Origin of the sequence: Magnetospirillum sp. SS-4, assembly GCF_902729425.1 — a bacterium.
Classification (GTDB): domain Bacteria; phylum Pseudomonadota; class Alphaproteobacteria; order Rhodospirillales; family Magnetospirillaceae; genus Phaeospirillum.
Genome location: NZ_CACVCH010000013.1, coordinates 1 through 26,880, shown reverse-complemented (window position 1 = coordinate 26,880; position 26,880 = coordinate 1). Strand labels below are relative to the sequence as shown.

General features: G+C 53.2%; 29 protein-coding genes. 17 read left to right on the top strand and 12 right to left on the bottom strand.

Translation table 11 applies throughout. The features are described 5' to 3' along the window. Positions 1-255: 255 nt before the first annotated feature. The 3 genes from MTBSS4_RS03125 to MTBSS4_RS03115 all read left to right on the top strand — a co-directional run bounded on the left by MTBSS4_RS03125 (position 256) and on the right by MTBSS4_RS03115 (position 2,702). The gene (locus MTBSS4_RS03125; protein WP_173981944.1) at positions 256-1,572 is read left to right on the top strand and encodes a tyrosine-type recombinase/integrase; all 1,317 of its coding nucleotides are present in this window, start codon (positions 256-258) and stop codon (positions 1,570-1,572) included. A gap of 272 nt (positions 1,573-1,844) precedes the next feature. Continuing rightward, positions 1,845-2,030 carry a hypothetical protein gene (locus MTBSS4_RS03120; protein ID WP_254432358.1) on the top strand — a complete coding sequence of 62 codons (186 nt, stop codon included), beginning with the start codon at positions 1,845-1,847 and terminating at the stop codon, positions 2,028-2,030. Between the two features lie 168 nt (positions 2,031-2,198). Continuing rightward, entirely contained in the window at positions 2,199-2,702 is a 504-nt protein-coding gene (locus MTBSS4_RS03115; RefSeq protein ID WP_173981943.1) for a response regulator, read from the top strand. Positions 2,703-3,009: 307 nt separating this feature from the next. Here the strand turns inward: MTBSS4_RS03115 and MTBSS4_RS03110 are convergent, their stop codons facing one another. Further along, the gene (locus MTBSS4_RS03110) at positions 3,010-3,450 is read right to left on the bottom strand and encodes a DUF6641 family protein (protein WP_173981942.1); all 441 of its coding nucleotides are present in this window, start codon (positions 3,448-3,450) and stop codon (positions 3,010-3,012) included. A 355-nt stretch (positions 3,451-3,805) separates the two neighbouring features. On the opposite strand from MTBSS4_RS03110, the gene MTBSS4_RS03105 reads away from it, so the two are divergent. The 4 genes from MTBSS4_RS03105 to MTBSS4_RS03090 all read left to right on the top strand — a co-directional run bounded on the left by MTBSS4_RS03105 (position 3,806) and on the right by MTBSS4_RS03090 (position 6,385). Continuing rightward, positions 3,806-4,597 (top strand): hypothetical protein, encoded by a 792-nt coding sequence (locus tag MTBSS4_RS03105; RefSeq protein ID WP_173981941.1) that lies wholly within the window; start codon positions 3,806-3,808, stop codon positions 4,595-4,597. 62 nt (positions 4,598-4,659) lie between these two features. Beyond that, a complete protein-coding gene (locus MTBSS4_RS03100; protein WP_173981940.1) occupies positions 4,660-5,319 on the top strand; it encodes an AAA family ATPase in 660 nt (219 codons plus the stop codon). 98 nt (positions 5,320-5,417) lie between these two features. After that, a complete protein-coding gene (locus MTBSS4_RS03095) occupies positions 5,418-5,918 on the top strand; it encodes a hypothetical protein (protein ID WP_173981939.1) in 501 nt (166 codons plus the stop codon). Positions 5,919-6,085: 167 nt separating this feature from the next. Continuing rightward, positions 6,086-6,385 (top strand): hypothetical protein, encoded by a 300-nt coding sequence (locus tag MTBSS4_RS03090; RefSeq protein ID WP_173981938.1) that lies wholly within the window; start codon positions 6,086-6,088, stop codon positions 6,383-6,385. A gap of 22 nt (positions 6,386-6,407) precedes the next feature. On the opposite strand, the gene MTBSS4_RS03085 is transcribed toward MTBSS4_RS03090, so the two are convergent. The 4 genes from MTBSS4_RS03085 to MTBSS4_RS03070 form a co-directional block, all read right to left on the bottom strand. Next, positions 6,408-6,860, bottom strand: coding sequence for a hypothetical protein (locus MTBSS4_RS03085; RefSeq protein WP_173981937.1), 453 nt, complete (start codon positions 6,858-6,860; stop codon positions 6,408-6,410). Positions 6,861-7,106: 246 nt separating this feature from the next. After that, complete coding sequence (locus MTBSS4_RS03080; RefSeq protein ID WP_173981936.1) at positions 7,107-8,318, bottom strand: GIY-YIG nuclease family protein; 1,212 nt, start codon at positions 8,316-8,318, stop codon at positions 7,107-7,109. Continuing rightward, positions 8,311-10,362 (bottom strand): DEAD/DEAH box helicase, encoded by a 2,052-nt coding sequence (locus tag MTBSS4_RS03075; protein ID WP_173981935.1) that lies wholly within the window; start codon positions 10,360-10,362, stop codon positions 8,311-8,313. The genes MTBSS4_RS03080 and MTBSS4_RS03075 overlap by 8 nt, the downstream gene beginning before the upstream one ends. A 5-nt stretch (positions 10,363-10,367) precedes the next feature. After that, positions 10,368-13,133 (bottom strand): class I SAM-dependent DNA methyltransferase, encoded by a 2,766-nt coding sequence (locus MTBSS4_RS03070; protein ID WP_173981934.1) that lies wholly within the window; start codon positions 13,131-13,133, stop codon positions 10,368-10,370. A gap of 366 nt (positions 13,134-13,499) precedes the next feature. On the opposite strand from MTBSS4_RS03070, the gene MTBSS4_RS03065 reads away from it, so the two are divergent. Then, a complete protein-coding gene (locus MTBSS4_RS03065; protein ID WP_217425489.1) occupies positions 13,500-14,369 on the top strand; it encodes a hypothetical protein in 870 nt (289 codons plus the stop codon). Positions 14,370-14,736: 367 nt separating this feature from the next. On the opposite strand, the gene MTBSS4_RS03060 is transcribed toward MTBSS4_RS03065, so the two are convergent. Both MTBSS4_RS03060 and MTBSS4_RS03055 read right to left on the bottom strand, forming a co-directional pair. Continuing rightward, the gene (locus MTBSS4_RS03060; RefSeq protein WP_173981933.1) at positions 14,737-15,303 is read right to left on the bottom strand and encodes a site-specific integrase; all 567 of its coding nucleotides are present in this window, start codon (positions 15,301-15,303) and stop codon (positions 14,737-14,739) included. 141 nt (positions 15,304-15,444) lie between these two features. Beyond that, positions 15,445-15,660 (bottom strand): hypothetical protein, encoded by a 216-nt coding sequence (locus MTBSS4_RS03055; RefSeq protein WP_173981932.1) that lies wholly within the window; start codon positions 15,658-15,660, stop codon positions 15,445-15,447. A gap of 395 nt (positions 15,661-16,055) precedes the next feature. Here MTBSS4_RS03055 and MTBSS4_RS03050 point away from each other — a divergent pair, with 395 nt between their 5' ends. From MTBSS4_RS03050 to MTBSS4_RS03025, 6 genes are all read left to right on the top strand, one after another. Beyond that, entirely contained in the window at positions 16,056-17,219 is a 1,164-nt protein-coding gene (locus MTBSS4_RS03050; protein WP_173981931.1) for a hypothetical protein, read from the top strand. Positions 17,220-17,422: 203 nt separating this feature from the next. Next, the gene (locus MTBSS4_RS03045; protein WP_173981930.1) at positions 17,423-17,731 is read left to right on the top strand and encodes a DUF6626 family protein; all 309 of its coding nucleotides are present in this window, start codon (positions 17,423-17,425) and stop codon (positions 17,729-17,731) included. A gap of 232 nt (positions 17,732-17,963) precedes the next feature. Next, on the top strand, positions 17,964-18,710 hold the full coding sequence (locus tag MTBSS4_RS03040) for a hypothetical protein (RefSeq protein ID WP_173981929.1): 747 nt from the start codon (positions 17,964-17,966) through the stop codon (positions 18,708-18,710). 501 nt (positions 18,711-19,211) lie between these two features. Then, positions 19,212-20,528: a tyrosine-type recombinase/integrase gene (locus MTBSS4_RS03035; protein WP_173981928.1), complete on the top strand. Its 1,317-nt coding sequence runs from the start codon at positions 19,212-19,214 to the stop codon at positions 20,526-20,528. Between the two features lie 95 nt (positions 20,529-20,623). Continuing rightward, positions 20,624-20,833 carry a hypothetical protein gene (locus tag MTBSS4_RS03030; protein ID WP_173981927.1) on the top strand — a complete coding sequence of 70 codons (210 nt, stop codon included), beginning with the start codon at positions 20,624-20,626 and terminating at the stop codon, positions 20,831-20,833. A gap of 119 nt (positions 20,834-20,952) precedes the next feature. After that, positions 20,953-21,423, top strand: coding sequence for a bacteriohemerythrin (locus MTBSS4_RS03025; RefSeq protein WP_173981926.1), 471 nt, complete (start codon positions 20,953-20,955; stop codon positions 21,421-21,423). Positions 21,424-21,616: 193 nt separating this feature from the next. Here MTBSS4_RS03025 and MTBSS4_RS03020 read toward each other — a convergent pair whose 3' ends face one another. Further along, complete coding sequence (locus tag MTBSS4_RS03020; protein ID WP_254432357.1) at positions 21,617-22,054, bottom strand: DUF6641 family protein; 438 nt, start codon at positions 22,052-22,054, stop codon at positions 21,617-21,619. Between the two features lie 749 nt (positions 22,055-22,803). On the opposite strand from MTBSS4_RS03020, the gene MTBSS4_RS03015 reads away from it, so the two are divergent. The 3 genes from MTBSS4_RS03015 (at position 22,804) to MTBSS4_RS03005 (ending at position 24,936) form a co-directional block, all read left to right on the top strand. Next, on the top strand, positions 22,804-23,619 hold the full coding sequence (locus MTBSS4_RS03015; protein ID WP_173981924.1) for a hypothetical protein: 816 nt from the start codon (positions 22,804-22,806) through the stop codon (positions 23,617-23,619). After that, on the top strand, positions 23,573-24,517 hold the full coding sequence (locus MTBSS4_RS03010) for an ATP-binding protein (RefSeq protein WP_173981923.1): 945 nt from the start codon (positions 23,573-23,575) through the stop codon (positions 24,515-24,517). Before MTBSS4_RS03015 ends, MTBSS4_RS03010 begins: the two co-directional genes overlap by 47 nt. A gap of 119 nt (positions 24,518-24,636) precedes the next feature. Next, a complete protein-coding gene (locus MTBSS4_RS03005) occupies positions 24,637-24,936 on the top strand; it encodes a hypothetical protein (RefSeq protein WP_173981922.1) in 300 nt (99 codons plus the stop codon). An 18-nt stretch (positions 24,937-24,954) separates the two neighbouring features. On the opposite strand, the gene MTBSS4_RS03000 is transcribed toward MTBSS4_RS03005, so the two are convergent. The 4 genes from MTBSS4_RS03000 to MTBSS4_RS02985 all read right to left on the bottom strand — a co-directional run bounded on the left by MTBSS4_RS03000 (position 24,955) and on the right by MTBSS4_RS02985 (position 26,547). Continuing rightward, positions 24,955-25,251 (bottom strand): hypothetical protein, encoded by a 297-nt coding sequence (locus MTBSS4_RS03000; RefSeq protein ID WP_173981921.1) that lies wholly within the window; start codon positions 25,249-25,251, stop codon positions 24,955-24,957. Between the two features lie 27 nt (positions 25,252-25,278). Further along, positions 25,279-25,476, bottom strand: a complete 198-nt coding sequence (locus MTBSS4_RS02995; RefSeq protein ID WP_173981920.1) for a hypothetical protein — start codon at positions 25,474-25,476, stop codon at positions 25,279-25,281. 159 nt (positions 25,477-25,635) lie between these two features. Beyond that, positions 25,636-26,202 carry a site-specific integrase gene (locus tag MTBSS4_RS02990; RefSeq protein WP_173981919.1) on the bottom strand — a complete coding sequence of 189 codons (567 nt, stop codon included), beginning with the start codon at positions 26,200-26,202 and terminating at the stop codon, positions 25,636-25,638. Positions 26,203-26,343: 141 nt separating this feature from the next. Continuing rightward, a complete protein-coding gene (locus tag MTBSS4_RS02985; RefSeq protein ID WP_173981918.1) occupies positions 26,344-26,547 on the bottom strand; it encodes a hypothetical protein in 204 nt (67 codons plus the stop codon). Positions 26,548-26,880 lie beyond the last annotated feature (333 nt).

Below are 26,880 nucleotides of genomic sequence, written 5' to 3'. Positions count from 1 at the left end.
GCAGTTTATTTCACACTCTTTTCACATTTCGCGAATGGCAGTAATACGCTATATATTTCAATGCAATATTTTTGGAACATACATTCGTAATGCGCGGGCCGGGGGTTCGAGTCCTCTCGCCGGCACCATTTTTCCCAATAAAATCAATGATGCAGGGCCGCTGAAAAGCGGCTTTTTGCATTTCACACTCTTTTCACATAAGCTCGCAGCGAGCACATGGGCGGTTACTGCAATTATTAGCTGTTTTGGTGTGAAATGCCCCGTGAAAAGAAGACGGAATATTTCTACCTTGATGACAGGGCGATAGCGCTCTACCAGCGGCCCAACAGCAGCATGTGGCAAGCGCGGATTGTCAGGGAGGACGGCAACGCCTTTGTGCGCAGCACGGGCGAGCGCAACTTTGACAAGGCCGTGGAATGGGCGCGTCGGGAGAAGATGCGGGCCGAGGTGCTGACGGAGCAAGGGCTTGATCCGCACACCAAGTCGTTCAAGTCGGTTGCCGAGCTTTGGCTTGCTGCCATTGGCCGCGATCCGACCAACAAGCCCCGCAAGATCAGCGACTACACGAAGATCGTGAAGCGCTATCACATCCCGTATTTCGGCAAGCACAAGATCACGCAGATCACCCAAAAGACCTTGGCCGATTACGAGATATGGCGAGCGGCGTTTTGGCAGACAGGCCCTGGTGCTGAGCAGCGGGAAGAGACAATCCGACGGGCCGATGGCACCACCTATACGCGAGAAAAGAAGGTCGCGAGCAAGGGCAAGGGCGATGCGGAAGACACTGTGCTGCGGCAAATCTTCAAATTCGCGGTCAACAATGACTACCTTGACGGTTCGCGCATGCCGAACATCGGGCAAAAGACGACACGAGGAGATAAGGGCGTTGTGAAGCGACGCCCCTCATTCATCAAGGAACAGGCCAAGGCCATCTTGGACTACTGCAACAGCTTCCCCGACACTCAGTCGGAAAAGCTCACCAACGAACGGCTGGTTTTCAGCGCCTTCATCCATCTTGTTCTCGGCACGGGCCTGCGGCCAGGGAAAGAGCATCAGCCGATCAAGTGGAAGCACTTCTCCCTCAAGGTCGTTGATGACGTACCGCACGCCTATTTGACCATTGTGAAAGAGACAAAAACGGGCACGAGGCTGGTGCGTTGCGACAGTTTCGTGTGGCCGATGCTGTCGGGTTTTCGCTATGTCAGCAAATTCAATGGCGAGGACGATTTTGTCTTGGCCAATCAGGAAACTGGCGAGGCCGTCGTTTCATTCAAGCGGCAGTTCAACACCATGTTGAAGGCGCTGAAGATGGAAACCGACGTGCAAGGCGACCCATTTACCCCGTACTGCCTGCGCCATACCTATGCCACGCTGAAGCTCAATGAAGGCGTTTCGGATCGGCTGGTCGCCATCAACATGGGCACAAGCCCCGACATGATCCACCGCTATTACGGACACGACACGTCGGTGAGCAGGGCCAACGAATTCAACACGGACATTGATTGGCTGACGCTGGATGCGGAGAAGCTGAAGAAGCTGAAGCGACCGCCCAATCCGAAAAAGAAGCCCTGAGTTGTCGTGTTACACGACAGGCGCGCCTTATATATAGCACGACGGAGTCTTGGATTATGCCTGTCGGGTTTTCCGACAAACGGCTCGCATGAGAAATCTGACGGGACGAGTGTCGTGTAACACGACACGCCGATGAACATACATGATGTATGTTGTGGCTCGGCCAACTTGTCTGGATTCCGGACAAGTTATCGCAGTACGGCCTCCGTGCTATGCTGCCCTGACGCGAAAGCCTCCGCCATTGCCAACGAAGTGACGAGTACAACTGACTTTTGGAACTGCGCTATGGCAATCAGCCACTGAAGCTGAACGGCGACAACACGGCGGTGCTGGTGGGCAAGCTGGAGCAGCTTGCGGGCGTGATCGAGACGCTGATGGAGGCTGTGGCAGCGGGCGAACTGGACAAGGCCCTAGCGGCAGCGAAGAAAGAGCGCATGGCGACGCTGCGGAAGGGCTGACGATGCAAAGGTGGTAGATTGCAACTATGCTTTTGGGATATAACAGGTATGAAGCAGGCAGCATTTCAAAGCGTAAAAATGCAATGCGCTCAACGGCATACCCGCATTGGATGTGCATTTTGCGCTAACACGGATCTCCAAATTCCGCGGTAATGCAGGGTTTGGGACGTGACGAAGAAGCTGTCTGGCACATGGGGCTGGGCAGCTTTTTGTGTGCGGAGTTTCAAAATGGGGCGTTCGGTAGAGGTGCTACTTGTTGAAGATGACGATAGCTATGCACGACTTGTTTTATTCCTTTTTGAGCAGATGGAATATAGCAGCATAATAGATAGAGCCGCTAACGGCGTGGAAGCAATAAAGATGCTGGGTGAGCGCTTTAAAAGCGAAGACAATTTCTACGACATAGTAATTACAGACATACATATGAACTTTATTAACGGAATTGAGCTTACCAAATATATACGTTCATTTTACTCGTGGTTGAACATCCCAATTGTCGTTATGTCGTCACAGGACGAGACTAACGTTGGCACTTTGGTGCATAATGCTGGTGCAAATCGGTTTATGCAAAAACCGGCACATATTGACGAGCTACTAGAACTGCTGACAACTGCAATAGTTGATTTTGTCGTTGCAAGAGGCGTGGATATTGAGTTGGCGCACAAAGAATGAAGGTAGCTTACATTTTCACAGCAGATATAGGCAGCCATAAGGCGCGATACTAACGCATAGCTAACGCACAATTTTTAATATGCAACAACTGGTGTTGTACGTCGTGATTTTTACTGCGCGTATGGAGAATAATTCTTTATACGCAGGCCAGTGACATACACGGGCGTTGTCGTGTTACACGACAGAGGCACCTTATATATAGGCCGCCGTCGCAGCGGGCCTTTGCGCGTCGTACACACCGCCGATTTGATACGCGGGCAGTACGGCACTCATGGAAACAGCCCCGCTTGTACGGGGCTGTTTGGCGTTAAGCGAGCTTCTTGCCGAAGCGTCCCTTCATCGCGGCCAACTGCTTGTCCAGTTCACCAGCCACCACGGCATCGCGCACCAGCGTCAGCGTCGGGACCAGTTCCGCCACGTCACCGATCTCAATGGCCGTCTTCTTCGGCTTGATCTCGATGATCTTGTTGCCGTAGCGCACTTCCAGCATGAACGCGCCATTGGCCTCCTGCCAGTACCAGGGGCGAAATTTGACCAGTCGATCTTGCAGGGTCTTATTGCCCTCGCTGTCCTTCGTCCAGCGCTTGCGCCGAATTTCAAAGCTCTCGCCCTTTTTCATCGCTTCCGCAGCAGCGATCTGCTGATTGATGGCCTCCACCAACTTGTGCCGCAAGCGCCCTTCAGGCGTGGCCGCAACAGCACGTCGGGTCTTTTCGCTCAGCTTCAGCTTGTCCAATGCACTCATCATCACATCCTCCAATTGGGAACACATGACGAACACACTATGGCCTGATAACCGAGGTGGACAACCGAAAGGCACTTGTTGGGAAACACGACAAGTTGGCCGTGGAGGGCCAATTCCATGCCGAAAAATCAATTTTTGAAAAACCGGCGAAAATCGCCCCCGGTACAGGGGTACCTGACAGGCAAAAAGCGGACAGAGCGTTTTTGTAACCCCTTGTTTTTCCACGCAATAAAAGTGCAATTTTGGCACTTTTCACATTCATTTAGTTATTGAAATAGTATTTCAACAGTATCAGGCTTCCTCTTGTCGCGCAATTGCGACACGGCAAAATGCCGCAACCTGCATAGAGGAGGACCTTATGCAAAATACAAACAATACCCTTCAGTCCGTACTAGCCACCATCATTGCCGAGCGTGAAAACTGGGAGCTAAACGAGCTTTCCGCCAGCAACAAGCGACTTTACTCCATTCTTGCTCGCTGCTACGCCGTCTTTGTTGACAACAACAAAACGGACGATGGCCGCAAGGCGATTAACGACGCTGCCGCTGCATTGAACGTGTCGTTCAACGAAGTCACGTCAACGGCTGCCAAGGTCATTAAAATCATCTTCGGCGACGGCAACCGCCACCAAGTCAGTGACTACGCCAAAGTGCTAAAAATCGCTGACGCACAGGATGTTGGCAAAGCGGATTTTGAAGCGTGGCTGAGCAACAGCGGCGGCGTTTATGCCGTTCGTCGCGGCAACAGCCTTACTCCCGAGCAAAAGCAGACCGCGCAGACCAATGCCTACAGCAGCGGCCTTGCCAAGCTTCAGCAAGTCGGCAGCATCGGCTCAATCGCCCCGCATGCCAACGTCACTGCCCGCAACGGCTATGTCCTGGCTGTCTGCTACGTCGATGCCAACGGCGCTCTGTCCGTCATCCAAACTGTCGGGAATCCCGACAGCGACCAGGTGAAGGCCGAAATCCGCCGCATCGGCAACGACAAGGCCAAGTCGGGCAAGTCCAATGCCAATACGCCTGTGCCGACCAGCACAGTCGCCAATATCGCTGCCGCACAGGCTACGGCCCAGGCCGACGCCCTTCAGGCCGCGATTAACGCTGGCACTGACCTTAATCAGTCCAGCACCCAGCAGCCTATCGCTGCGTAACCAGAAGGCTCGGGGGAGCGCGTTGCTTCCCCGCCTTTCCTCATCAGAAAAGGAGAAAAACGATGAGTATTTTTTTCAAAAAGCACGCCCCTAAGACCTTTGACGAATTGGTATTTCCAAGTACCGCTATTGCCGAAAAATTTGGGGATTACGTAGATGGCCGTTCGTTTGCGCATATCCTCATGTATGGCCCGCATGGTTGCGGCAAAACGACCATCGCCAAGATGTTGCCCGAAGCAATTGTCCCTGGCATTGACCCGAACGACATTCTGTTCATCAGTGCAGCAAAGGATGCCAGCGTTGATAAGATTCGCGATCTTGCCAACAGCTTTATGATTGGCACGGCGTTTACCCCTAATAGTGACAGGCTGTTTCTGATTTTGGACGAGGCGGACACGATGTCCACCGAGGCCAAAACGGTGCTGCGCGGCGCGTTGGAGAAGAACGCCGAATCCTTGATGGTCATCTTGACCAGCAACGACGTTTCAAAATTTGACCACGGCCTTTTTGACCGCTGCGATCCTTTTGATTTCAGCAATGGCTCCGTCATGACCTATCTGCCGCTGGCCGAACGCGTCCTGCGTGCTGAAAACGTCGCAGTGCCTCACGACGTCGTTGTCGATCTGGTCAAGCAGCACAGCAGCAGCATCCGCCAGCTGCTGCGCGCCCTTGAAAAGGTCGTCCTCGGCATTCGTAAAACGCAGCAGCAAATCGCCGCGTAGTTAACTTGTCGGGAATCCCGACACATTGTTAATGCCCCCAGGCCCAAAGCCTGGGGAGCATTAAACAAGAAATTTCCAGAAACAAATAGGAGGTCAAAATGCCAACACAAAATCGCTATTACTTTTTAACCGAATTCAATAGCATTAGCAGCGCCATCGACTCTATCAACAGTGATTTACAGCCGTTTGCGTGGTGCCAAACTTATTACAAAACTCTAGAAATACCGCGTTTAGGATTCTCATCTGTTGTAATGGGCTTTGTCAGCGAGAGCGAAGCTTTTGCGTATAAGATTTCGCTAAACAACGCGGCGTTGCAAAAAATTATACTTAACAAAGGTTCGCCTTGTACTTTTACGCAATTAAAGCCGTTAATAAATGCGTACTTGACTGCCAAGCAGGACGCTATTGCGCTTGACCGCACGATAAATGCAATTAATAATTTATCTCGCACCTCGAAAAGATATGTTTCAATACCTGTATGTAGCAATACAATTAAGCTTATGCCGCAAGATCATGCGTCAATTGTCAACTCTATGGCGCTATCATTGGCTCACTTGCGTTCAATAGAGAGGTCTGCGCACGCAAATCTTACCGCATAGCGCCTATATTATAGCTCGGCTCAGCCAAAAAGCTGCTGCCGTTCATCACTTGTTTCGCAAATGCCCCCAGGCTCACCCCTTGGGGGCGTTCGTGCTTCTGGCCTCGGCCAACTTGTCGGGAATCCCGACAAGTTATCGCAGCACGCCCTCCGTGGTATGCTGCCCCGATGGAAACCAGCACGGCCACCATCACCGTTTTGAACATCACGCCCGTTCATGCTGGCCGCTTGCTGGCGCTCGCCGACGTTGAACTACTCATTGATGGCGTGGCGATTATCCTGCACGGAGTTCAGGTCCGTGCCGATGGCAGCAAAACGGAAATCACCCTTCCCAATTACCGAGCGCCCGATGGTTCATGGCGTTCTGCCGTGACACTGCCTGAGGAGGTGCGCGGGCCAATGGGCGACGCCGTCATGGCTGCTGGCGTGGAAGCTGGACTGCTGATGGAGAAGGTGGCTATCGTGTAGCGCGCCGCCACCTTACAACATCCTAAATTTTAGCTTGAAGTACGAATAGGGAGTTGTCTGCTTTGTCTCCTATATCAGAGCAGAACTCAACACCATCCTTCACCTCTTCATCGCCTTTATTTAGATCATTTTTCTTATAAAAAGCTTTTAGGCCCCTTGCAAATTTCTGATGAGAGAGTTCCATGCTTACATCTTCAAGCAAAGCCCTGATTTCTTCTTCTGTATGTAAATTTTCTGAAACCCAAGGCTCTTGAGGCAGTCCCAAATGCGAAACGAATGCCGTTGCGTCCTCATCTAGAAAACCGAGCGCTCCGACAGGAACTCCGTCATTTCCACTTTTTGCTAATATTGCCAAACTGATCTTGGCAAAAGACCTGTTCGTAGGTTGATCCATAAACTCAGTAAGTTTCTTCTTATTCTTCATGCCAGGGAAAATGACCCAACGACATTTTTGATCAAGCTTCGGCGTTGGCATATTTGTCCTCCAAAGAGATGATTGCCTTTATGAAGAGTTCGCCTCAGATTCTTCCTGTAGATGGGAGATGGCAAGGTGATTTTAGGTGCCATCCAACAGCACCTAAGCCAGTTTCTTGTCGTAAAAGCCCCTCGACCTCAACGCGCATCATCTGGTCGTTGACCTCGATGTAGCACTGCCTGCGTGCTATGCAGCCTTGTAAAAAAACAGAACTGCCACGATTAACGTTTTGAACAATCACTACCTTTAATTCTTGCCGCTTGCTGGGACCACCAGCTTGGCGCTGCCGGGATCATAGGTGAAGTTGGCAATCGTACCGTCCCGTATCCGGTCCACCGCCTCATCAATGGCAAAGCGGGGGACCAGAAACCATTCCTTGGGTGAAACCGGGTGGCCGAAACGATCCGTGATCTCGATTTTTAGCCGGGCCGGTTCAAAGAACCGATGGATCAAGTGTTCCAGCTTGGACCGATTGATGTTGCAGAGCTTGTAGGTGGCAACCACCTCGACCTCGGCCATCAGATAGGTGGGGTCAAACTTGGCATTGGCGATGCGCTGCTCGACGCTGCCGCCGGTCACACCGATCTTGTGAAGCACTTCCCGATGTGACACGACCACGGGATGGTCCGACTTGCTGCGCAGGACATAGATCGTCCCGCTTTCGGTGTCGCCTTCGGTCTTAACGTTATCGAACAAGGGGCCTGCTGATGGATCGGTGATCCTGCGGGCTGCGTCATCTCGATGCAACGCCCGCTGAAAGGAGCGCGATAGAACTTCCGCCTCGGTCCCATTGTCGTAGATGACGCGCAATCGCCGATCACGCCGGTCGTATTCTGTGACGAATTCCTCGCCCATTTCGGCGATGTAGGCCTTCTGGCCGCCGACGATGAAGTATGCGGCAAGCGCGATTTCCTCAAGCCGAACCTCGCCCCCAATCTTCAATGGACGAGTCTGCCGAATGCCCGCATCCAGTTCCTTTTGTACCTGAGCAAACAGCGGCTTGAACTTGTCGAAATCCTCGCATTTGGTGCGGTTGGCGATTTCTTCGGCGGCGCGCTTTTCGGCCACCGAGCGGACATGACGCAGATTGCTCAGATCGTCGTCGCCACCGGCCTCAACACCAAGCGCGGCCAACAAAGCATCGTCATCCAAGCTTTCGCCCGCCGCTGCATCGGCAGCGCCATTACCGCTCAGCAAGCCCTGCCGGTCCATCGGCAACAGCAAGGCCCGGCAATCTTCCAGTTCACGCAAGCGGTCCAGACGCACGGCATAAAGGCGCTCGAAAATATCGCGATCTCCGCCATGACGGGGCGCTCGACCATGTTGGTCATAGAAGCGTTGGATTTCCTCGAAGCCCGCAATGATGCGTTCTTCGCGGGCCGTGCGCGAACCCTTGCGCTCCGGCTCCACATCAACCCCAAGGGCCTCAAGAAGTTCAAGATCGGACTGATCAACCATTCTTGGCCTCGGCAGCCTTGCGCTGAAGGAACGCAACTCCCTCGGCCATACGTCTTTCCCACGCATCCGCCGAGGTAATGGACGGCAACCGGCCACGTTCCTGTTTGAATTTCAGGGCACGTTGGGCCAGTTCGCGGGCCTCTTCCAGCGTCAAGTTCACCCGCTTGGCATTGATGACAGCTTGGACCTGCTTCAGGCTTTCCTCGCTCATGGTCTTGGCCATGATGGCATAAGCCTCGCCAAACGGATTGATCCGATCAATCAGGTCGATGTCCAGTTCACGCACATCCATGGCGTATTGGCGCACGCCGTCGATCAGGGCCGTGTTGCCTTTTGCCATGCCGTCATCGCTGTTCAAGGCAATGGCCTTGGCCTGCTGGGTCAGGTTCAGGGCCGCGACGGCATGTTGGCGCACAGCTTCCTGATCTTCCGCATCCAGTTCGGGATAGCGGTCCTTGATGATCTTGCCCATGCGCACATTAGTCAGTTCCTCCGGGACCAGTTCCGGGTCAAACAGGCCGCGCTCCAACGTGGTCTTGTCCTGAACAAAGGCGGTGATCACCTCGTTCAGGTCTTCCTTGCAGATGCGAGTGGCTTCCTTGCTTTTCGGCTCCACCAATCCCTTGATCTCGATCTGGAACTGCGCGGTTTCCTCGTTGAATCCCACATTGCAGCGATTAGGGTCATACCCGGCCTCGCCGTAATCAAAGCCTTCCTGTGGGCCGCTTTGGGTGGTCTTGGGAACGAAGTTGAACCGGGGAGCAAGCACCTGTTCCATCAACAGGCTGGCTGCGATGGCTTTCAGGGTGTCGTTTATGGCTTCGTTTACAGCTTCGTCGGATGCGTCAGGTTGGGCGATCAGGTTGGTGAACCGGGCGCGGGTCTTGCCCTTCGCATCACGGGTGGCACGGCCAATGATCTGAACAATCTCTGTCAGGCTGGAGCGATAGCCCACGGTCAGGGCGTGTTCGCACCAAATCCAGTCAAAGCCTTCCTTCGCCATCCCAAGTGCGATGATGATGTCCACATGATCGCGGTCATTCTTGTGCGCGGGGTCTTTCAGGGCGGTAATCACACGCTCGCGCCTTACAGCGTCATCATCAACCAGGTCGGCCACCTTCAGCTTCCGGCCATCCGGCGTGGCAATCAATTGGAAGCCGGTCACCGGGTCGCTGCCCTGCCAATCCCCCAGGCCGCTCAGGATGTGTTCCACCTCGCGGATTTTGTCCTTCAGGCTTTCCCGTGAATTGACGTTGGGGATGTGGACGATGGTTTTTTCCATCGGGTCCAGCACACGCATGATGTGGTCGGTATACGCATCGGTATAGAAGAAATAGCCAATATCCAGGGCCTTCAGATATTCGTACCCGTTTAGCTGCTCGTAATAGGTATAGGTCACCGTCTCGAACTTGGCCTCGTCCTGCGGGGCCAGGACCGGAATAGCGTCACCCCGGAAATACGATCCGGTCATGGCGACCAGATGCACCTTGTCGCGGGCGATGAACTGGCCCAGATGTGCGCCCAGCTTATTGTCCTGACTAGCGCTGACATGGTGGAATTCATCCACGGCGATCAGCCGGTTGTCGAAAACCTCAATCCCAAAGCGATCAACGGCAAAGCGGAAGGATGCATGGGTGCAGACCAGCACCTTGTCGTCGCTGTCCAGAAACGCCTTGACCGAATTGACCTTGCCGCCGTCATCGCCGGGGGCATTGCACAAATTCCATTTAGGCGTGACCACCCAATCGGCCCAAAAGCCGAACTTGGAGAGCGGTTCGTCGTTGAAGCTGGACCCGATGGAGCGTTCCGGCACGACGATGATGGCCTGCGATAGGCCCTGCTTTTGCAGTTTGTCCAGGGCGACGAACATCAGCGCCCGGCTTTTGCCCGACGCGGGCGGCGATTTGATCAGCAGATATTGCTCGCCCCGCTTCTCATAGACCCGTTCCTGCATGGGACGCATGCCCAACTCATTGGCCTTGGCCGACTTGCCGGTCTGGGCATAGGTGACGGAAACCGAAGGGATGGATTGTGCGGCACTCATATGTCTCAGGCCCCCTTTTTGGCTTTCGTCTTCTTGCCGCCACCTTCAGCGGCAATCATCTGGCCATACATCTCGAACAGCTTTTCCAGCCGTTCCGTGTCGTTCTTGAAGCGGCGACCGATATAGATGCGTTCCAACACCTCGTCATTGCGATCATGGGATGCCCGCAGATTGTCAGGCATGGCATCCGGGTCATAGAGGTCGGCAATGGTGGCCGGAAAATGCGATTCCCGTGCCAGCAAGATGTCTTCGGCGCAACGAGTTAGATCGGCTTTGTTCTTCTCGGTCAACAAGGGAACGGGGAATGTGTTCCATCCAAGAGTGTTGGAATATCGGATGCGAGTCTCCAATTTACCGCATATGGTAGTAATCCATACTAGATGCAGCTTTGATGAGATTAGGGATAGTCCCCATATAGGGGCGTCATAAACCACCTGATTTGGCGCAACTATGATCGTATGGTCATCAAATAGGCCGCAGGTTATATAATTCCTGCGCTCAGATGAGACAAATGGTATGAGAATGCTGCGCCCCTTCTGGTGTGGAGCATAAACAAAACGATGAGGGAATTTTGCAGCATCGTTTGCTTGCTTACCCCTGCTTTCTTCCCGCACAAAACGAACAAGTTCCAAGCGTCTCCGTATTGCATCAATTAAAATTGCGTCACTGAGCTGCTTATCATCTAGCCAAAGGCACCACCTCATTGTTCCCTGTATAAATTCCTTCGCGCCCTCTAGGCGGCGAAAAAAATTACGACCATCTGGGTATTCTGAGACTATTTCATCAACCTCTTCGCGCGAAAATATAAGATGGCCCCCATCCGTTGCCTTGTTTCCAGACACCATCTCCGGCAGTCCAAATGCACTTATTCCTAATTTTTGAACTATTATAGTGCTGTTTGGTATCAGATATGGACCAATAACTTGAGCTGTGCGGCTTACGTGATTTTCATAAAGCACTGCTCTAGGCATTTTGTTTGGAGATATTCCAACTATTACACAGGTGACGCCGGCATTTTCGGTGGCACTATTCTGCCATTTGAACGATGTATGGGCAAAAAATATGCTCTGCCCCAAGGAGTGTAAAATTGGCCAGAGCATCGCTACCTGCTCGCCCTGGCAAATTGAATTAGTCGCGACGAAGGCAGAGCATGACATTGTAGTGCGTGAGTACTCTGAGGCTCTCACAAGCCAGCTTGCGACATAATCAAGATCTTTATATGTTTTCAAGTATGGCGAGAAGATGATGTCCATATCTTCCTTTTGACTTTTGGCCTGCTCTCGACTTCCTTGGTATGGAGGGTTTCCGCAAATGTACGTCTCCCCACCTTCATTCTCGAAATCGATTTGTGCCTGATCGAGCGGAGTATGGAACAAATCTTCAGCATGCAGCTTTACCCCGGTTCCGGTCGGGGGGCAGATGCTTAACCAATCTAACCGCAGCGCATTGCCGCAGGTAATCCAGTTTTGGGAATCCAGGGGCAGAAATTCGGCCAAGGCCAGTTTCTGACCGCGATACAGAATATCGCACTGGAATTCGGCGATGATCAGGGCAAGGCGGGCGATTTCCGCCGGAAATTCCCGCAATTCAATGCCGCGAAAATTGGTCAGGGGGATTTCGCTGCTGCGATCAGCTTCGCTCCGGCGAATGTTGATTTCAGCCTCGATGGCTCGCATCTGCTTATAGGCGATGACCAGGAAATTGCCGGACCCACAGGCCGGATCGAAGACACGGATTTTTGACAACCGCTTGCGCAGGTTCAGCAGTGAACGCGGATTGTCGCCCGCCTCTTCCAGCTTTGCCCGCAAATCATCCAGGAATAGCGGGTTCAGCACCTTCAGGATGTTGGGGACGCTGGTGTAGTGCATTCCCAACGCACCACGTTCCTCGTCATCGGCCACGGCCTGGATCATGGACCCGAAAATATCCGGGTTGATCTGCCGCCAATCCAGATTGCCGATGGTCAAAAGGTAGGACCGGGCAATCTTGCTGAAGCGCGGCACATCGGTGCTGCCGGAAAACAGGCCGCCATTGACATAGGGGAACACACCCGCCCAACGCGGCAGTTCGGCACGTTCCGGCGTTGAGAACTTGGTGTTCATGGCGCGGAAGATAGAGCTGATAACCTCGTGGGTGTTGCTGCTGTCCTTGGCGCTCATTTGATCGACGGTGGCAGTGAACAGGCCGGACCCGTTGAAGATGTCGGTGTCCTCGGCGAAGAAGCAGAAAATCAGGCGGGCCATGAAATGGTTCATGTCGCTGCGCCGATCCGCCGCCGCCCAATCGGGATTGTCCTTCAGCAGTTCCACATACAGCCGGTTCAGGCGACTGGTCGCCCGGATGTCGAAGGCGTTTTCCCGGATTTGCTTGACCGTGGTGATCCCGGCCAGCGGCAGGAAAAAGCCGAAATGATTGGGGAAGTCGGCATAGGTGCAGGCCACCACCTCGCCCGAGGCCATGTCTTCGGCCTGAAATTCATCGCCATCGGTGGCGAGGATGAATTTCACCTTGTTCTTGGCGGTGGCCGGGCTGTCCTTCAGCTTGGTCAGGGTCGCCGACACGGTTCCGGCCGCGCAGGTGGCAAGATGAATGTTGCTGCGCTGGCAAATGCCGCCTTCCACGTCGGACCCATTGGTCGCGCCGGTGCGCAGACGCTTCAGCGTCGCGTCCTTGTTGCCGAACGCTTCCAAGAAGGCGAAGGGAAATTCCGCAGGGTCGAAAGGCTGTTCAGCCAGCGCGGAGATGGCTTCTTCGATCTCGACGGCGTTCACAGGCGACGGCTCCCAATCCAACAGCTCTGACAGCGCACGAAGGCCTTTCGGTGCGCTTATTGTTTGTACAAGAGCGGAGGAAATCCGTCACCAGCCGGTTTGGTTTGGACGCCGATTAAGGCTGTGATCGGATTGTGCCCTTGCTGGCATATCCAGTAGCCCGAAAACGGCATTCGTAAGCTGCAATTGTGGTGGCGCGGCCGATTTGATGCTCTGTCTCGCCATAATCCAACAATCCCTTTGTCAGGCGCGACCGTCTCAATTCGCACCCCTCCACAATATCCGCAGCTAGATATTGTGCCTGAACGCCTTCTCACGCCCCCCTCAGTATGCTAATAGGGAGGGTGTCCAGTGGGAGGAAGCGCATTGGCAGCCTATGACGATATCATATTCACGGTTGTACGCGATGCCCAGATGGACCTGGAACAGCGCCTGGACGCCGATGTGATATACTTCAACAGCGAAATACGGATGAATGTATTCTCCTGGTTCCGGGAGATTATTGAGAAAATAGCCGGTCGTCGTGAGAAAAAGAATGCAATCGCAATTTTCCTAACAACTCCAGGCGGGCAAGCTGAAGCTGTTGAGAAGCTTGTTGAGGTTGTTCGTAATCACTTCAAGCTTGTCTATTTTGTTGTGCCCGTTGCGGCAATGTCCGCAGGAACCATTTTCTGCATGTCCGGCGATAAAATCTATATGGATTACTCCTCGTCCCTAGGCCCAATCGACCCACAAGTTCCCGATAGAGAGGGAAAATTTTTAGTTCCTGCGCTGGGATATTTAGATAAGGTAAATGAACTTGTATTAAAGTCTGGAAACAACACGATTACCCCTGCCGAATTCCAGTGGCTGATAAGTCAAGATATGGCAATGCTTAGATTTTATGAGCAGGCGAGGGACTTGTCCGTTGCCTTGCTTGAAAAATGGCTAGTTCAGTATAAATTTAAAGATTGGGTGGTCCATCGCACGCAGAATGCGGGAGCACCTGTTACGGACGTTGAGAAAGCTGTGCGCGCGCGGGAAATAGCCACCCTACTTTCGTCGAATGCGGAGTGGCATTCCCATGGCCGCATGATCGGGATGCAGACCCTAAAGGAGCGGTGTAAGCTAGACATCGACGACTTCGGGCAAGATCCTGATCTGCAACGTGCTGTTAGACGCTACAATGATACCCTTTCAGAATACCTGTCTCGGGTTGATATCCGCTCCTACCTTTACAGTAGCCATGTGAACTGACGGGGACAACCAATGACGCTTGTTGCAGAAATTGAACGCCTCCGCAATTACCCGACCTCTGCGGGAGAGGAGTTTCGCCGCCAACTCGAAACCGGGCGCACTCAGGGGGGAGGTTCCGGAGTAGGACAACAGTTTTCTGTTGATGCTCGGGGAATGGATAGGTCTCGGGAGCTTAACCCAATAACTCGCCCCATGATTGTGCGAACATTAACTCCTTAAGTGCTTTCTAATATTGCCTAGAGCGAGGAGGCTGAGGCAGTTTTTACGATGCCCTTCTGATGCTCCAACAAGTTGATTGGCCTTCCATAGGCATTAATGCTGGGGTATGGGGTAATCGCCTGTCGGGAATCCCGACAGGCACATGCCGTTAAAGCCCCTCCACCGCTGCCCGCATCATCTGGTCGTTGACCTCGATATAACGCTGCGTGGTGGACAAGTGGCGATGACCGGCCAGCGTCATAATGACCTTCGCGGACACTCCGCTGTGTGCCAACTGGGTGATGAACCACCGCCGACCGCTGTGGCTGCTCGCACCATCAATTCCGGCCAGCGCATAAATCTGTCCGAATAGCTGGCAGAGCGTGTTGGCCGAGAACGCTGTGGCTTTTTGCGTCACGAGAAACGGCATGGCCCGATCCGTTGTCGTGTTACACGACAGGAAGCGTTCCAACTCGCGGCGCAGCTTGCCACTGACGAACACCGTCCTGGCCTCGGCTGTCTTGGTATAATGGGCTGGCAGCACGATCTGATCCTTCACGCGGCCTTCGCCATCAACGACATCGCCGAGCTTCAAATGGGCGATCTCGCCGACGCGCATTCCCGCATAGAAGCTGAGCATGAGAGCCGCGCGGTTGCGGGCTGCATGACGCTGATTGGCGACAACGGACAGCACGCGCTTGAGTTCCGCCTCGCTGAGTACCTTGGCCTGTTTCATCGCTTTACCTAATGAAAAGTTATTCCGTTAGGTAAATCATTATATGATAAAAGGCACAGCAGGCCCGACCGCAATTATCTGTATTGATAATCAAGCGGTTAACGGCAAACATAATAAATTTCGTATTTTCTTATGTTTTGCTCAGGCGCTGGCGTTTGTAGCTGCCAGCTTGATTAACTCGCCTTGCCTCTTGGTCAGGGACGCTCTGACGCTGTTTACCTGCTCGCGTTTTTTCTGCACGGATGCCGCTTGCTTGAGTTTCTTCGCCTGATCGGCCTTGGCATCGGCCTGTCGCTTCAGATTGTCCGCAAAGCTGTTGGCCGTCGCCTCCTCCGTCATGAATTCCCACGCCCGCATCGCCGCCTCCCTATTGTCGGGTTTCACGACACTATTTATGGGCATGGGGGAGTTGTCGGTTTTCCCGACAAGTTGACGGCGTGGAAGTCGACCGCCTGTAGGTTAAACCTACAGGCGCGGGTGTCGTGTAACACGACAACACGATAATCAACTGAAATTCTGCTATAAGATCAATGACTTGCAAACAGCACGATTACTGCCATGCAGCAATGTGGCGCGACGTGACAAGACGGCAGAAAATATTTTCCAAATTCGTGTTGGCAGCGCGGCTGCTCGGGATAAATACAATGCTGGGGCTTAACTGCGTCCGACGGGATCAGTGACAGCCTCTTTCATCAGCGTTTTCCAGGCCGCCCCAGCGTTTTCACCGAAAGCGCTCATGGAGGAAAACGCAAATGGCAAACATTCAATGGAACAGACACATCAACAAGCTATGCGAGCACCAAGGGGGCCATCGGTATGACGACATGCTGATTGGCTGCATCGCGGCCTTTCATCAAAAGGGGCGTTCGTCCGAGAAGCAGGGCGATTGGCTGGTCAGGCAGTTGGACATGCACTACGGCATCCAGGTGGCCCATCACGGCGCAATACAGATGACGAAGGCGCAGCGTCGGCCAATCAAGGAAGCCGTGGATTGGACAAACGCCCATGCATCAAGTACCCGCATGGCCTATCTGAACGGGCGCTTTCCACACACTTTTCACACCGTTTCCACACGGTTCCCACACGTTTTCCACACCAAAGGCGCTAATTCGTCTGTTGATACAACGACTTATGAAGTCACTATTGCTAAGCTATTGCTAAAACTAATCGATGCGCCTTTGGCTCATTCGCGGCCTTCGGCCACGCCCAATGGCCCTTCGGTCGATTTCGTCGATGGTGGCTCGCTTGTGGCTCGCCACTCGGAAGAAAGAGATGTGATCTGCCCAATCGGAATGAATGACAATGTGATTGACGATGCGGCTGCGCCACTTCGTGGCTTCGCCGCCAAATCGGACGAGCCATTGGGGAGAAGGAGGGAGCCACTTGGAGGGAATGAGGAGTTCGCCACTTGGGCAAAGGCCAATCGGCCAATAGGTCAGATGAAGGCCAATTCCAAGGCCACGATATCGCTCTGGGTCGATGGCAGTTCGCGCAGCTATGTGCGCGGCCAATTGGAGGTCGGAGACGAGAAGTACCGCGTGAATTTCCGCAGCCCACGTCACGTGGAGGAATTGATCTATGTGGAGCGCGGCCAGGACGTGGAAGCGCGGCAGTGGTACGAGGCAGTCAGCAGCCAGGTCATTCCCTTCTGGCTGGACAAGGCCGAAGCTGCCGAGGGCAGATTGGCCCGTAAGCACGTCGCCAGCGCCATCCATGAATTCCGCGACAGCAAATGCGAAGGGCATGGCGTGAGCTGCGGCATTGCGTTCATGGGCTATCGCGGCGACGTGCCCAATCAGTGCGTCGTGCAGATCAATGGCACTGACTGGAAATTTGACCTTCAGCCGACCCGCAATGCGAACCTGAAAGCACCGCAGTACAAGGCGACCGCCTCGCTGTCATCCGCAGCAGCGTAACGATGATGGCCTGATGGACGGCCTCCTCGATCAGCACGATCTCTCGGTCAAATCCGATCTCGCAATAGCCCCTCGGCAAATAGGTCAGTCTGTTCATGGCGTTTTCTCCTCCTTGCGGCAGCGTCCCGCGTGGCGCTGCTCCGTAAGCGTATTTAGCGCGGAGGGCTAAATACGGGCGTGAAACACCTTGAGGGAGAACGGACATGCTGTTGGAAACGGTCTATAGGGAATTGCGGGAGATGTGGATGGTTGAGAGCCAGTATGAGTTCTCGCGGTTTTGGCTCGGCCAATCCCGCAGCTATATGTCCTGCGCCAAGGCGCGGAAGCGGCCACCGTCATTGCTGGTTCTGATGCGGCTGTCGCAGAAACTTGCATCCATCTCGGCCAAATACGCCGCTGTGGCGACGACCGAGATGGAGAAGGCGAACTGCCGCAAGCTCAGCGAGCTGAATTGCATGGCGATTAGAGCTATCAAAGAGTTGCAAAGTGGCGTGGTTGAGTTGGTGCATTAATAAAATTCTGCGTATGGCTATAAATTGCGCATATGTAATATTGCAAGCTTTTCGACGAGAATGTTGCGTGTATATATGTTTGCCGTTAATATTTTTAGGAAAACTTCGCTTAATATTTTGCTGCCAAAGCGGCGATCATAAAATGAATAACTAATTTTATTAGCGTATCTTCTTCAAAATGGGTTAAAATGGAGCTTCGTTCTAAGCACTGAGATGGTGAGCGAGGTGGAGGATGTCCATTAAAAATTATTATCTTCGCAGGTGGAGCGAAAAAAGCTCTTTATTGCCCGAGTGGTACGTTGAGAAGGCCTCTTCCAAGCCTCCTACTTGGAGGGAAATTATATGGGCCAAATGGAGGGCTTGGGCAGAGGATAAATGGGTGACTATGGGGGAAGATGCCTGGGCAACAATGTCGGGAACTGAACGATGGAGATGGGTGAAAACTGAGTGGGAGGCAATGGCGGATGATGCCTGGAAGATAATGACTGAGAGTGAAATATGGGAATGGAAAAATAATACTCCATCAATTGAGAATGACGATTGGGACAAATGGGCTCGGAACGAGTTAGATTATTTTTTTGCCTCGAGTTACTGTGTGCGCGATTTGTTTCGCAGCGACGATGACTTTATTATTTGCAAAGGGCTTGACCACCCGTGTGACAATTTTTTGAAAGCGCCAGATATAATTCTAATAGATGGCGTAATGATCACACAAGGCGACAGCGTTCCGGGATATTATGTTGCAAATAATATAGGAGAAATTAGTGCGTTTGATCATTCTATTGACAACAATGAAATAGTAGATGAGCGAATCATCGCTTTGCTTTCGTGGAAGGCAAAGCACAATGGGGCAAATGCTGTTATAAATCTTCGTTATCATTGGTTTCCAGATCATCATGATTATAAATGGAGTTGTACTAGTGGAGATGGAGTTGCTGTAGTAATTTCCCCTTTAATTGATGCATCGGTCGCGTTTTGATTTAGCCCCCCCCAATCCTGTCACATCACTGTCGTGTTACACGACAGCCGAGCGCCACGTTCGGTGGTCAGATTTCCCATTATAGCATACGATAACGAGCAAAATCGGACAAGAACAAATAAAGAACCTACCAAGTTGCGACCCGCGCATTTTCACTGCGCAAAATGCACTCAATGACGCTAAATGTTGGGTGCATTGCTGATTTTGCACGCCATATATTGTTATAAAACTATCATAATGTTTTCCGCAGTTTATTTCACACTCTTTTCACAGTTTGCAAATGGCATTAATAAGCTATGTATTTCAATGCAATATTTTTGGAACATACATTCGTAATGCGCGGGCCGGGGGTTCGAGTCCTCTCGCCGGCACCATTTTCCTCAATAAAATCAATGATGCAGGGTCGCTGAAAAGCGGCCTTTTGCATTTCACACTCTTTTCACATAAGCTCAGAGCGAGTGCGAATTGAATTGATACAATTAACAGTTGTTTTGGTGCGAGATGCCCCGCGAAAAGAAGACAGAATATTTCTACTATGATGACAAGGCGATAGCGCTCTACCAGAGGCCCAACAGCACCTTGTGGCAGACGCGGATCGTCAAGGAAGACGGCAAGGCATTTGTCCGCAGCACAGGCGAGCGCAATTTTGACAAGGCTTTGGCTTGGGCACGCAAGGAGAAGATGCGGGCCGAGGTGCTGACGGAGCAAGGGCTTGATCCCAACACCAAGTCCTTCAAATCGGTGGCCGAGCTTTGGCTTGCTGCGATTGGTCGTGATCCGTCCAACAAGCCTCGCAAGATCAGCGACTACACGAAGATCGTGAAGCGCTACCACATCCCATATTTCGGCAAGCACAAGATCACGCAGATCACACAAAAGACCTTGGGCGAATACGAGATTTGGCGAGCGGCGTTTTGGCAGACTGGTCCTGGTGCTGAGCAGCGCGAAGAGACAATCCGCAAGCGCGACGGCACATCATACACGCGGGAAAAGACGGTCACGAGCAAGGGCAAGGGCGACGCGGAAGACACTGTGCTGAGGCAAATCTTCAAATTCGCGGTCAGCAACGATTACCTTGATGGTTCGCGAATGCCGATCATCGGACAAAAGACGACACGCGGCGATAAAGGCGCTGTGAACCGACGCCCAGCGTTCACGAAGGAGCAGGCCAAGGCCATCTTGGATTACTGCAACAGCTTCCCCGACGATCCCTCGGAAAAGCTGACCAACGAGCGGATGGTATTCAGCGCATTTATCCACCTCGTTCTCGGCACGGGGCTTCGGCCAGGGAAAGAGCATCAACCGATCAAGTGGAAGCACTTTTCCGTCAAGGTCGTCGGCGGCGTGGAACACGCCTATTTGACCATCGTGAAAAATACGAAGACGGGCACGCGACAGGTGCGTTGCGACAGCTTCGTGTGGCCGATGCTGTCGGGCTTTCGCTATGTCAGCAAGTTCAATGGCGAAGATGATTTCGTCCTGGCCAATCAGGAAACGGGCGAGGCGGTTGTGTCATTCAAGCGGCAGTTCAACACCATGTTGAAGGCGCTGAGGCTGGAAACCGATGTGCATGGCGACCACTTCGTGCCGTACAGCTTGCGCCATACCTATGCCACGCTGAAGCTCAATGAGGGGGTCTCGGATCGCTTGGTCGGTATCAACATGGGCACTGGCCCCGACATGATCCACCGCTATTACGGACACGACACGTCGGTGAGCAGGGCCAACGAATTCAACACAGACATTGACTGGCTGACGCTGGATGGGGAGAAATTGAAGAAGGTAAAGCGACAGCGCGATCCAAAAAAGAAGCCCTGACCTGTCGTGTTACACGACGCGCGCACCTTCAGCGCAGTATGTTAAGCTGATCGGCAGCAAGGATGGGATGGGCAGGATACCATCGGAGCGCATAATTGACGAAGGTCCGCTTTATCGTTCTGGCACTGTCGGTGATGTTCGCCACAAGTTGGCTATTCGACGAGTATCTGGAGCCACGCTTCAAAGCGCTCTACATGCTGATCCCACTCATTGCCTTGTTTGTTTTTCATCACGCCCTATTCCCGCATAAATCGAAGAGAGGGAAAGGCGATGACGCAAGCGAACGGGAAGGCAAAAAGCCCTGACCTGTCGTGTTACACGACAGGTTGAACGCTGGCCTATTGGTCAAAGGCAGGGCATGACATATATTTGAAATTATCCAAATTTGGTTCTCTTCCACGCATGCCTCGCAGGAGCACCGCCAATGGCTCTGATCAATTGGGAAAGTGCTCTGGAAGTTGGTGTGCCGTCAATCGATGACGACCACAGGAATATCGTTGCGTGGATCAATGATATTCACGCTATGGGCGCGTACAACTTTCCGCATAAAACCCTGATATACGTGATCGATTCCCTGTGTGATTACGTTGAGCATCACTTTCGCCGTGAAGAACGCGCCATGGCCGCATGTGCATATAATGGAATGGAGGCTCATAAGCGCGCCCATGACGGCTTCGAAGCTCATGTCCATAAATTGCGCGAGCAAATCATCTCAGATCAAAACGCTGTCATTGGTGAAGATGTGATAAAGGGTGTCGTAAACTGGCTTGCTGACCATATTACAGGATTTGATGCTTTGATGGCTGTTGCTATCCGAGGAAACGCTGCCGCTTTAGCGGCGGCCGAGGCCGTTCCTCCGAGCAAAGGGCTAATACTGGTTCCAACTTCTGCTTGAGTTCTACCGCCTGCACCTTGGTTTGCCGCGAGCCTGAGCCGTGCCGAGTGAGTGTCGTGTTACACGACAGGCGCACCTTATATATAGGCCGCCGTCGCTTTGGCCCTTTGCGCGTCGTACATGCCGCCGATTTGAGCGTCCAGCAGTACGGCACTCATGGAAACAGCCCCGCTTGTACGGGGCTGTTTGGCGTTTAAGCGAGCTTCTTGCCGAAGCGTCCCTTCATCGCGGCCAACTGCTTGTCCAGTTCGCCAGCGAGCACCGCATCGCGCACCAGCGTCAGCGTGGGCACCAGTTCCGCCACGTCGCCGATCTCAATGGCCGTCTTCTTCGGCTTAATCTCCACGATCTTGTTGCCGTAGCGCACTTCCAGCATGAACGCCCCATTGGCCTCCTGCCAATACCAGGGGCGAAATTTTACCATTCGGTCTTGCAGGGTCTTGTTGCCCTCGCCGTCCTTCGTCCAGCGCTTGCGCCGAATTTCAAAGCCTTCGCCCTTCTGCATCGCTTCCGCAGCAGCGATCTGCTGATTGATGGCCTCCACCAGCTTGTGCCGCAGACGCCCTTCAGGCGTTGCCGCAACGGCGCGTCGGGTTTTTTCGCTCAGCTTCAGCTTGTCCAATGCACTCATCATCATATCCTCCAAATGGGAACACATGACGAACATGCTATGGCCTGATGGCCGAGGAGGACAACCGAAAGGCAGGTGTAGGTTTAACCTACAGAAGGCCGTGTCGTGTTACACGACAGCCAGAATGTTCTGCGCAACAACTATTCTATTAATGGGTAAAGATTCTAATCTGCGTAACACGCATTGATATATCGCTCGATGGAGCTTGTGCAAAAATTTTGCCCCTTAAAAATGGCGGTTTTCTGCGTGTTTCAGGAAAAATCAAGAGGTGCGGAGAAAATATTTTTCGTGATTTCAAAAAAAACTTGACCACCAGTCTGAAAAAATTTGTTAGGGTGCATCTCATCAAATGAGCACTACCATCTAAGGGGAAGGGAGGCAGAATGGTCGAATTCAAAGCTGTCTCCACAAGCGTCGAATAACACGCGCTTAGATAGCTCCAAAATCTCCCATAAAAGCACATGCATCAGCGCAAATTATTCTGCGTTTGTGTCATGACTTCGCCAAAGCTACAGAAATAATATTTCTGTATATCGCTCAAGCCTTGCCTTTTACGAGGCGCTGCCGAGAGGAGGACTATCATGTCTATCGACACCACCTGAGGATGCTCAATCGCATACAATTTTGGCTATTACTGGTACGTGGCGTTCGCGCTTCCCGTAAAGCCAATATCAATAAGAACATCGTCACGGCTGAATTTTGACCGACGAGATCGGCGCCAAGCCTGACCCCATATAGGAGAAAATATTATGTCTCACGATATCTTCACTCTGACCAACGCCTGCACCACCCTGATCGCCTCCCGCAAGAACTGGGAGGGTGTGGAACTCGCGGCCAGCAACAAGCGCCTCTATGGCATTCTGGCCGAATGCTATGACCTGTATACGACCGTTTCCCTCACGAAAACGAGCCGCGAGCTGCTCACTCAGGTTGCCGACGAGCTCGGCATCCATGTTGAGCGCGCTACTCCTTCTGCAATCAAGCTGATCAAGATTGTTTTCGGCGCAGAACCCCGCTGGCGTGCCAGCAATTACGGCCAGGTTCTCCGTATTGCTGAAGCCGAGGGGATCAAGACCGCTGAGTTTGTCAGCTGGCTGGAAAAGAGCGGCGGCGTGGAAAATGTGCGGCGCGGCAAGACGCCTGTCTCTCAGGCGACAAAGGACAAGCAGTTCACCGATGGCTTGGCCAAGCTGGTCGGCCAGGGGGAATACGCCACGCTTGAGCCTACTCGCACCATCGCCAGCGGCAGCGGCCTGTACCTGATGCTTTGCACCGTTGAGGCGAACGGCACCATCAAGGTCCACCGCCCTGTCGGAAATCCCAACAGCGATCAGATCAAGGCCATCGTCCGTGCCATCGGCAAGGAGAACGATAACGCCAAGAGCTTGACGGACCCCGACGGCATCTTCCCGAACCAGTTCTCCTGCTTTGATGAAGGCGCGGTTAATCGCAAGGAGCGCTTCTTCAACAGCGAAGAAGGGGAAATGAGCTACGAGGATGCGGTGAACAAGCTGATCGGTGGTGGCGCTGCTGCCGACGACGCTGCTGGCCGCGAAGCCGCGTAGGGCAAACAGCAAGGCCAGGGGAGTGCGCGCAGCGCTCCCCACGCCTTCGCAATTCAATCCAATTTATAGGAGAAATTTTATGTCTCAGTTTGAACTTGATAACGCGATTACCGACCTGTCCGACCTCCCCATGCCGAACGAAGGTGTTGCGGCCATGTGCGAAGCGCTGGTCAACGGATGGAAATCTGGCCACATCATCATGTATGGGCCGAAGGGCTCGGGAAAGACGACGATGGCGGGCCTCCTGCCGAAGGCCATTGCCCCCGACGTCAATCCCTGGGAGGTCAGGCTCGCCAATCCTGCGCAATACGACGCACGGACCATCGCGCAGCTTGCCAATACGTTCATGCGGACGATTGGCATGAACTCAAAGAAAAAATCCTTCATCATTTTTGATGAATTCGGGGGAATTTCCAAAGCGTCTGTCGGTACTTTGAATAATGCTCTGACTGACTGCCGCGTGAATTGTATGGCAATTTTCATTACCAACAACATTGACGACGTTGCTCCGTCCATTGCAAGTCGGTGCTACAAGGCCGATTTCACCCAAGTCAATTATATGAATTACGTCCCTTATGCCGAGAGCGTCCTCAAGAAGTACGGCATCCACAACGTCAATCGGGCTGCGCTTGAGCGCGTGGTGAAGGCCAATTGCTTTGATCTGCGCGAGCTGATGCGCGAGATTGAAGACATCGTTGTGAAGGCTCAGCAAAGTGGGGCTATCCCTGCACCTGTGCAGCCGCAGCCCTTGGCCATTGTTGCACCGCCTGTTGCGGCAGCCCCCATCGTTGCGTCACCGCCCTCGGCACCTTCGGCGCACTCGGCCAGCACAATTCCGCCTGTTGTCGCAGCACAAGCGGTCACCACCTCGAACCAATCGTTGGCCGCAACGCCATAAAGGTTCTGTAGGTTTTTCCGACAGCACGCGCCCTCAGGCCAACGCCTGGGGGCGTTTTCTTTGGTGGGCTTGGCGGTGTGTAGGTTAAACCTACGGCGAACCGATGTTATGCTGCCGACATGGAAACCAGCACGTCCACCATCAGCGTCCAAAAGATCACGGCCATCCATGCTGGCCGCGTGCTGGCGTTGGCCGACGTGGGGTTGATCCTCGACGGCGTGTCTTTGGTCATCCACGGCGTTCAGGTTCGCGCCGATGCCAGCAAGACCGAAATCACCCTGCCCAATTACCGAGCGCCTGACGGTTCATGGAAGACCGCTGTCACGTTGCCCGACGAGGTTCGCGGGCCGAGGGCCGATGCTATGATTGCAGCGGCCATGGAAGCTGGCTTGCTGGTGGAGAAGGCGCTTGTCGTGTAACACGACAAGCTGTCATGCTCACTTTATGCGGACATTGCGCAGATTGGCCGTGCAGAACTTGCTGTGACGACCGAGTGCAGAATAGTCGCGCATCACCCGTTCGCAATCGGGACAGCACACAAGCTTGACTGATTGTTTGGACTTGGGCTTTTCCACGAAGACCGCATTTTGCTGATGACCATGATCGTGGATTTCGCGGAGCGTCATGAAAATTGACGCTACGGCCGCCTGTCCCTGAATTTCAGATCGACCGCTACCGCGTGCCCAAGCTTGAGCTATTTGTTTAGCGAGTTCGGCCAGATCATCGTCACGCACAGCGTGGCCGAGCGAAAAGGCGACGGCCTATGCCTCAAGATCGGTAACAGGCACATCAATCGGGCCTGCGTATTTCCTCGCGAAATAGACACTACCCACAGCGGCCACGGCCAGGATGGACAACACGCCCCATCCGACGGTCGCACCAATTCCAACGGCCACTGTCTTTCCAACCATCGGCGCCATTGCTGCCGCCTTGGTTCCCGCCACGTTGCTTGCCAGCATTCCCGCCCTCTCAAATACCCATACATTATGAGTGGTTTTGTCACATCTTCTTACACGAACAGGGAGGGGGTAATCAAAGAACAATTATTGCGAATGAACCGCAATATAATTTCGCACAACTCTAAAACGTCGGATTTGACCGCATTTAATCTTCGCCAGCTATAGAACTTCTACCGCAGCTTTCATCATCTGGTCGTTGACTTCAATGTACCGCTGCGTGGTAGATAGGTGACGATGACCAGCCAGGGTCATGATGACCTTGGCTGAAACGCCCTTGTGGGCCATCTGCGTGATAAACCACCGCCGACCGCTGTGGCTGCTCGCTCCATCAATGCCTGCCAGTTCGTAAATCTGGCCGAATAGCTGGCAGAGGGTGTTGGCCGAGAACGCCGTGGCTTTTTGCGTCACGAGGAACGGCGCGGCGCGATCCGTTGTCGTGTTACACGACACGAAGCGTTCCAGTTCGCGGCGCAGCTTGCCGCTGACGAACACCGTCCTGGCCTCGGCGGTTTTGGTGTAATGGGCCAGCAGCACGATTTGGTCCTTCACGCGGCCATCGCCGTCAATCACATCGCCGAGCTTCAAATGGGCAATCTCGCCAACGCGCATTCCAGCATAAAAGCTGAGCATGAGCGCAACGCGGTTGCGGGCTGCATGACGCTGATTGGCGACAACGGACAGCACGCGCTTGAGTTCCGTTTCGCTGAGTACCTTGGCCTGTTTCATCGCTTTACCTAATGAAAAGTTATTCCGTTAGGTAAAACATTATATGATCAAAAGCGCAGTAGGGCCGACAGCAATTATCTGCATTGATAATCAAGTGGTTAACGGCAAACATAATAAATTGCGAATTTTCTTATGTTTTGCTCATGCGGCGGCGATCTTGCTTAATTCGCCCTGCTTCTTCATCAAGGATGTCCTCGTGCTGTTCACCTGTTCGCGCTTCTTTTGCACGGAAGCCGCTTGCTTGAGCTTCTTGGCCTGATCGGCCTTGGCGTCGGCCTGTCGTTTCAGATTGTCGGCGAAGCTGTTGGCCGTCGCATCTTCCCTCATGAATTCCCATGCCCGCATTTGCCGCCTCCCTGCTGTCGGTTTTTCCGACGCTATTTATGGGCATGGGCAAGTTGTCGGGTTTCCCGACAGGAAGCTGGTGTAGGGAAAACCTACAGATGGACGACGTGGCCAGGAGCGACGCGGACCAAAAATTCGAGGTCGGCCACAACAAATAGGGATTGAATGTCTTTCGCCACAGAAAGATTATGGCTTTGGTATTGCGGACGCTAAATGGGCCATCTCATGGATATGAATGACATTAGCCCTATGGAGAAAGTCGTCAAGAGCAGCGAAACCCTCCTGAACAAGCTTGCCGAAGCTCGGCGAGGTATTATTTTGCTACGTGACCGA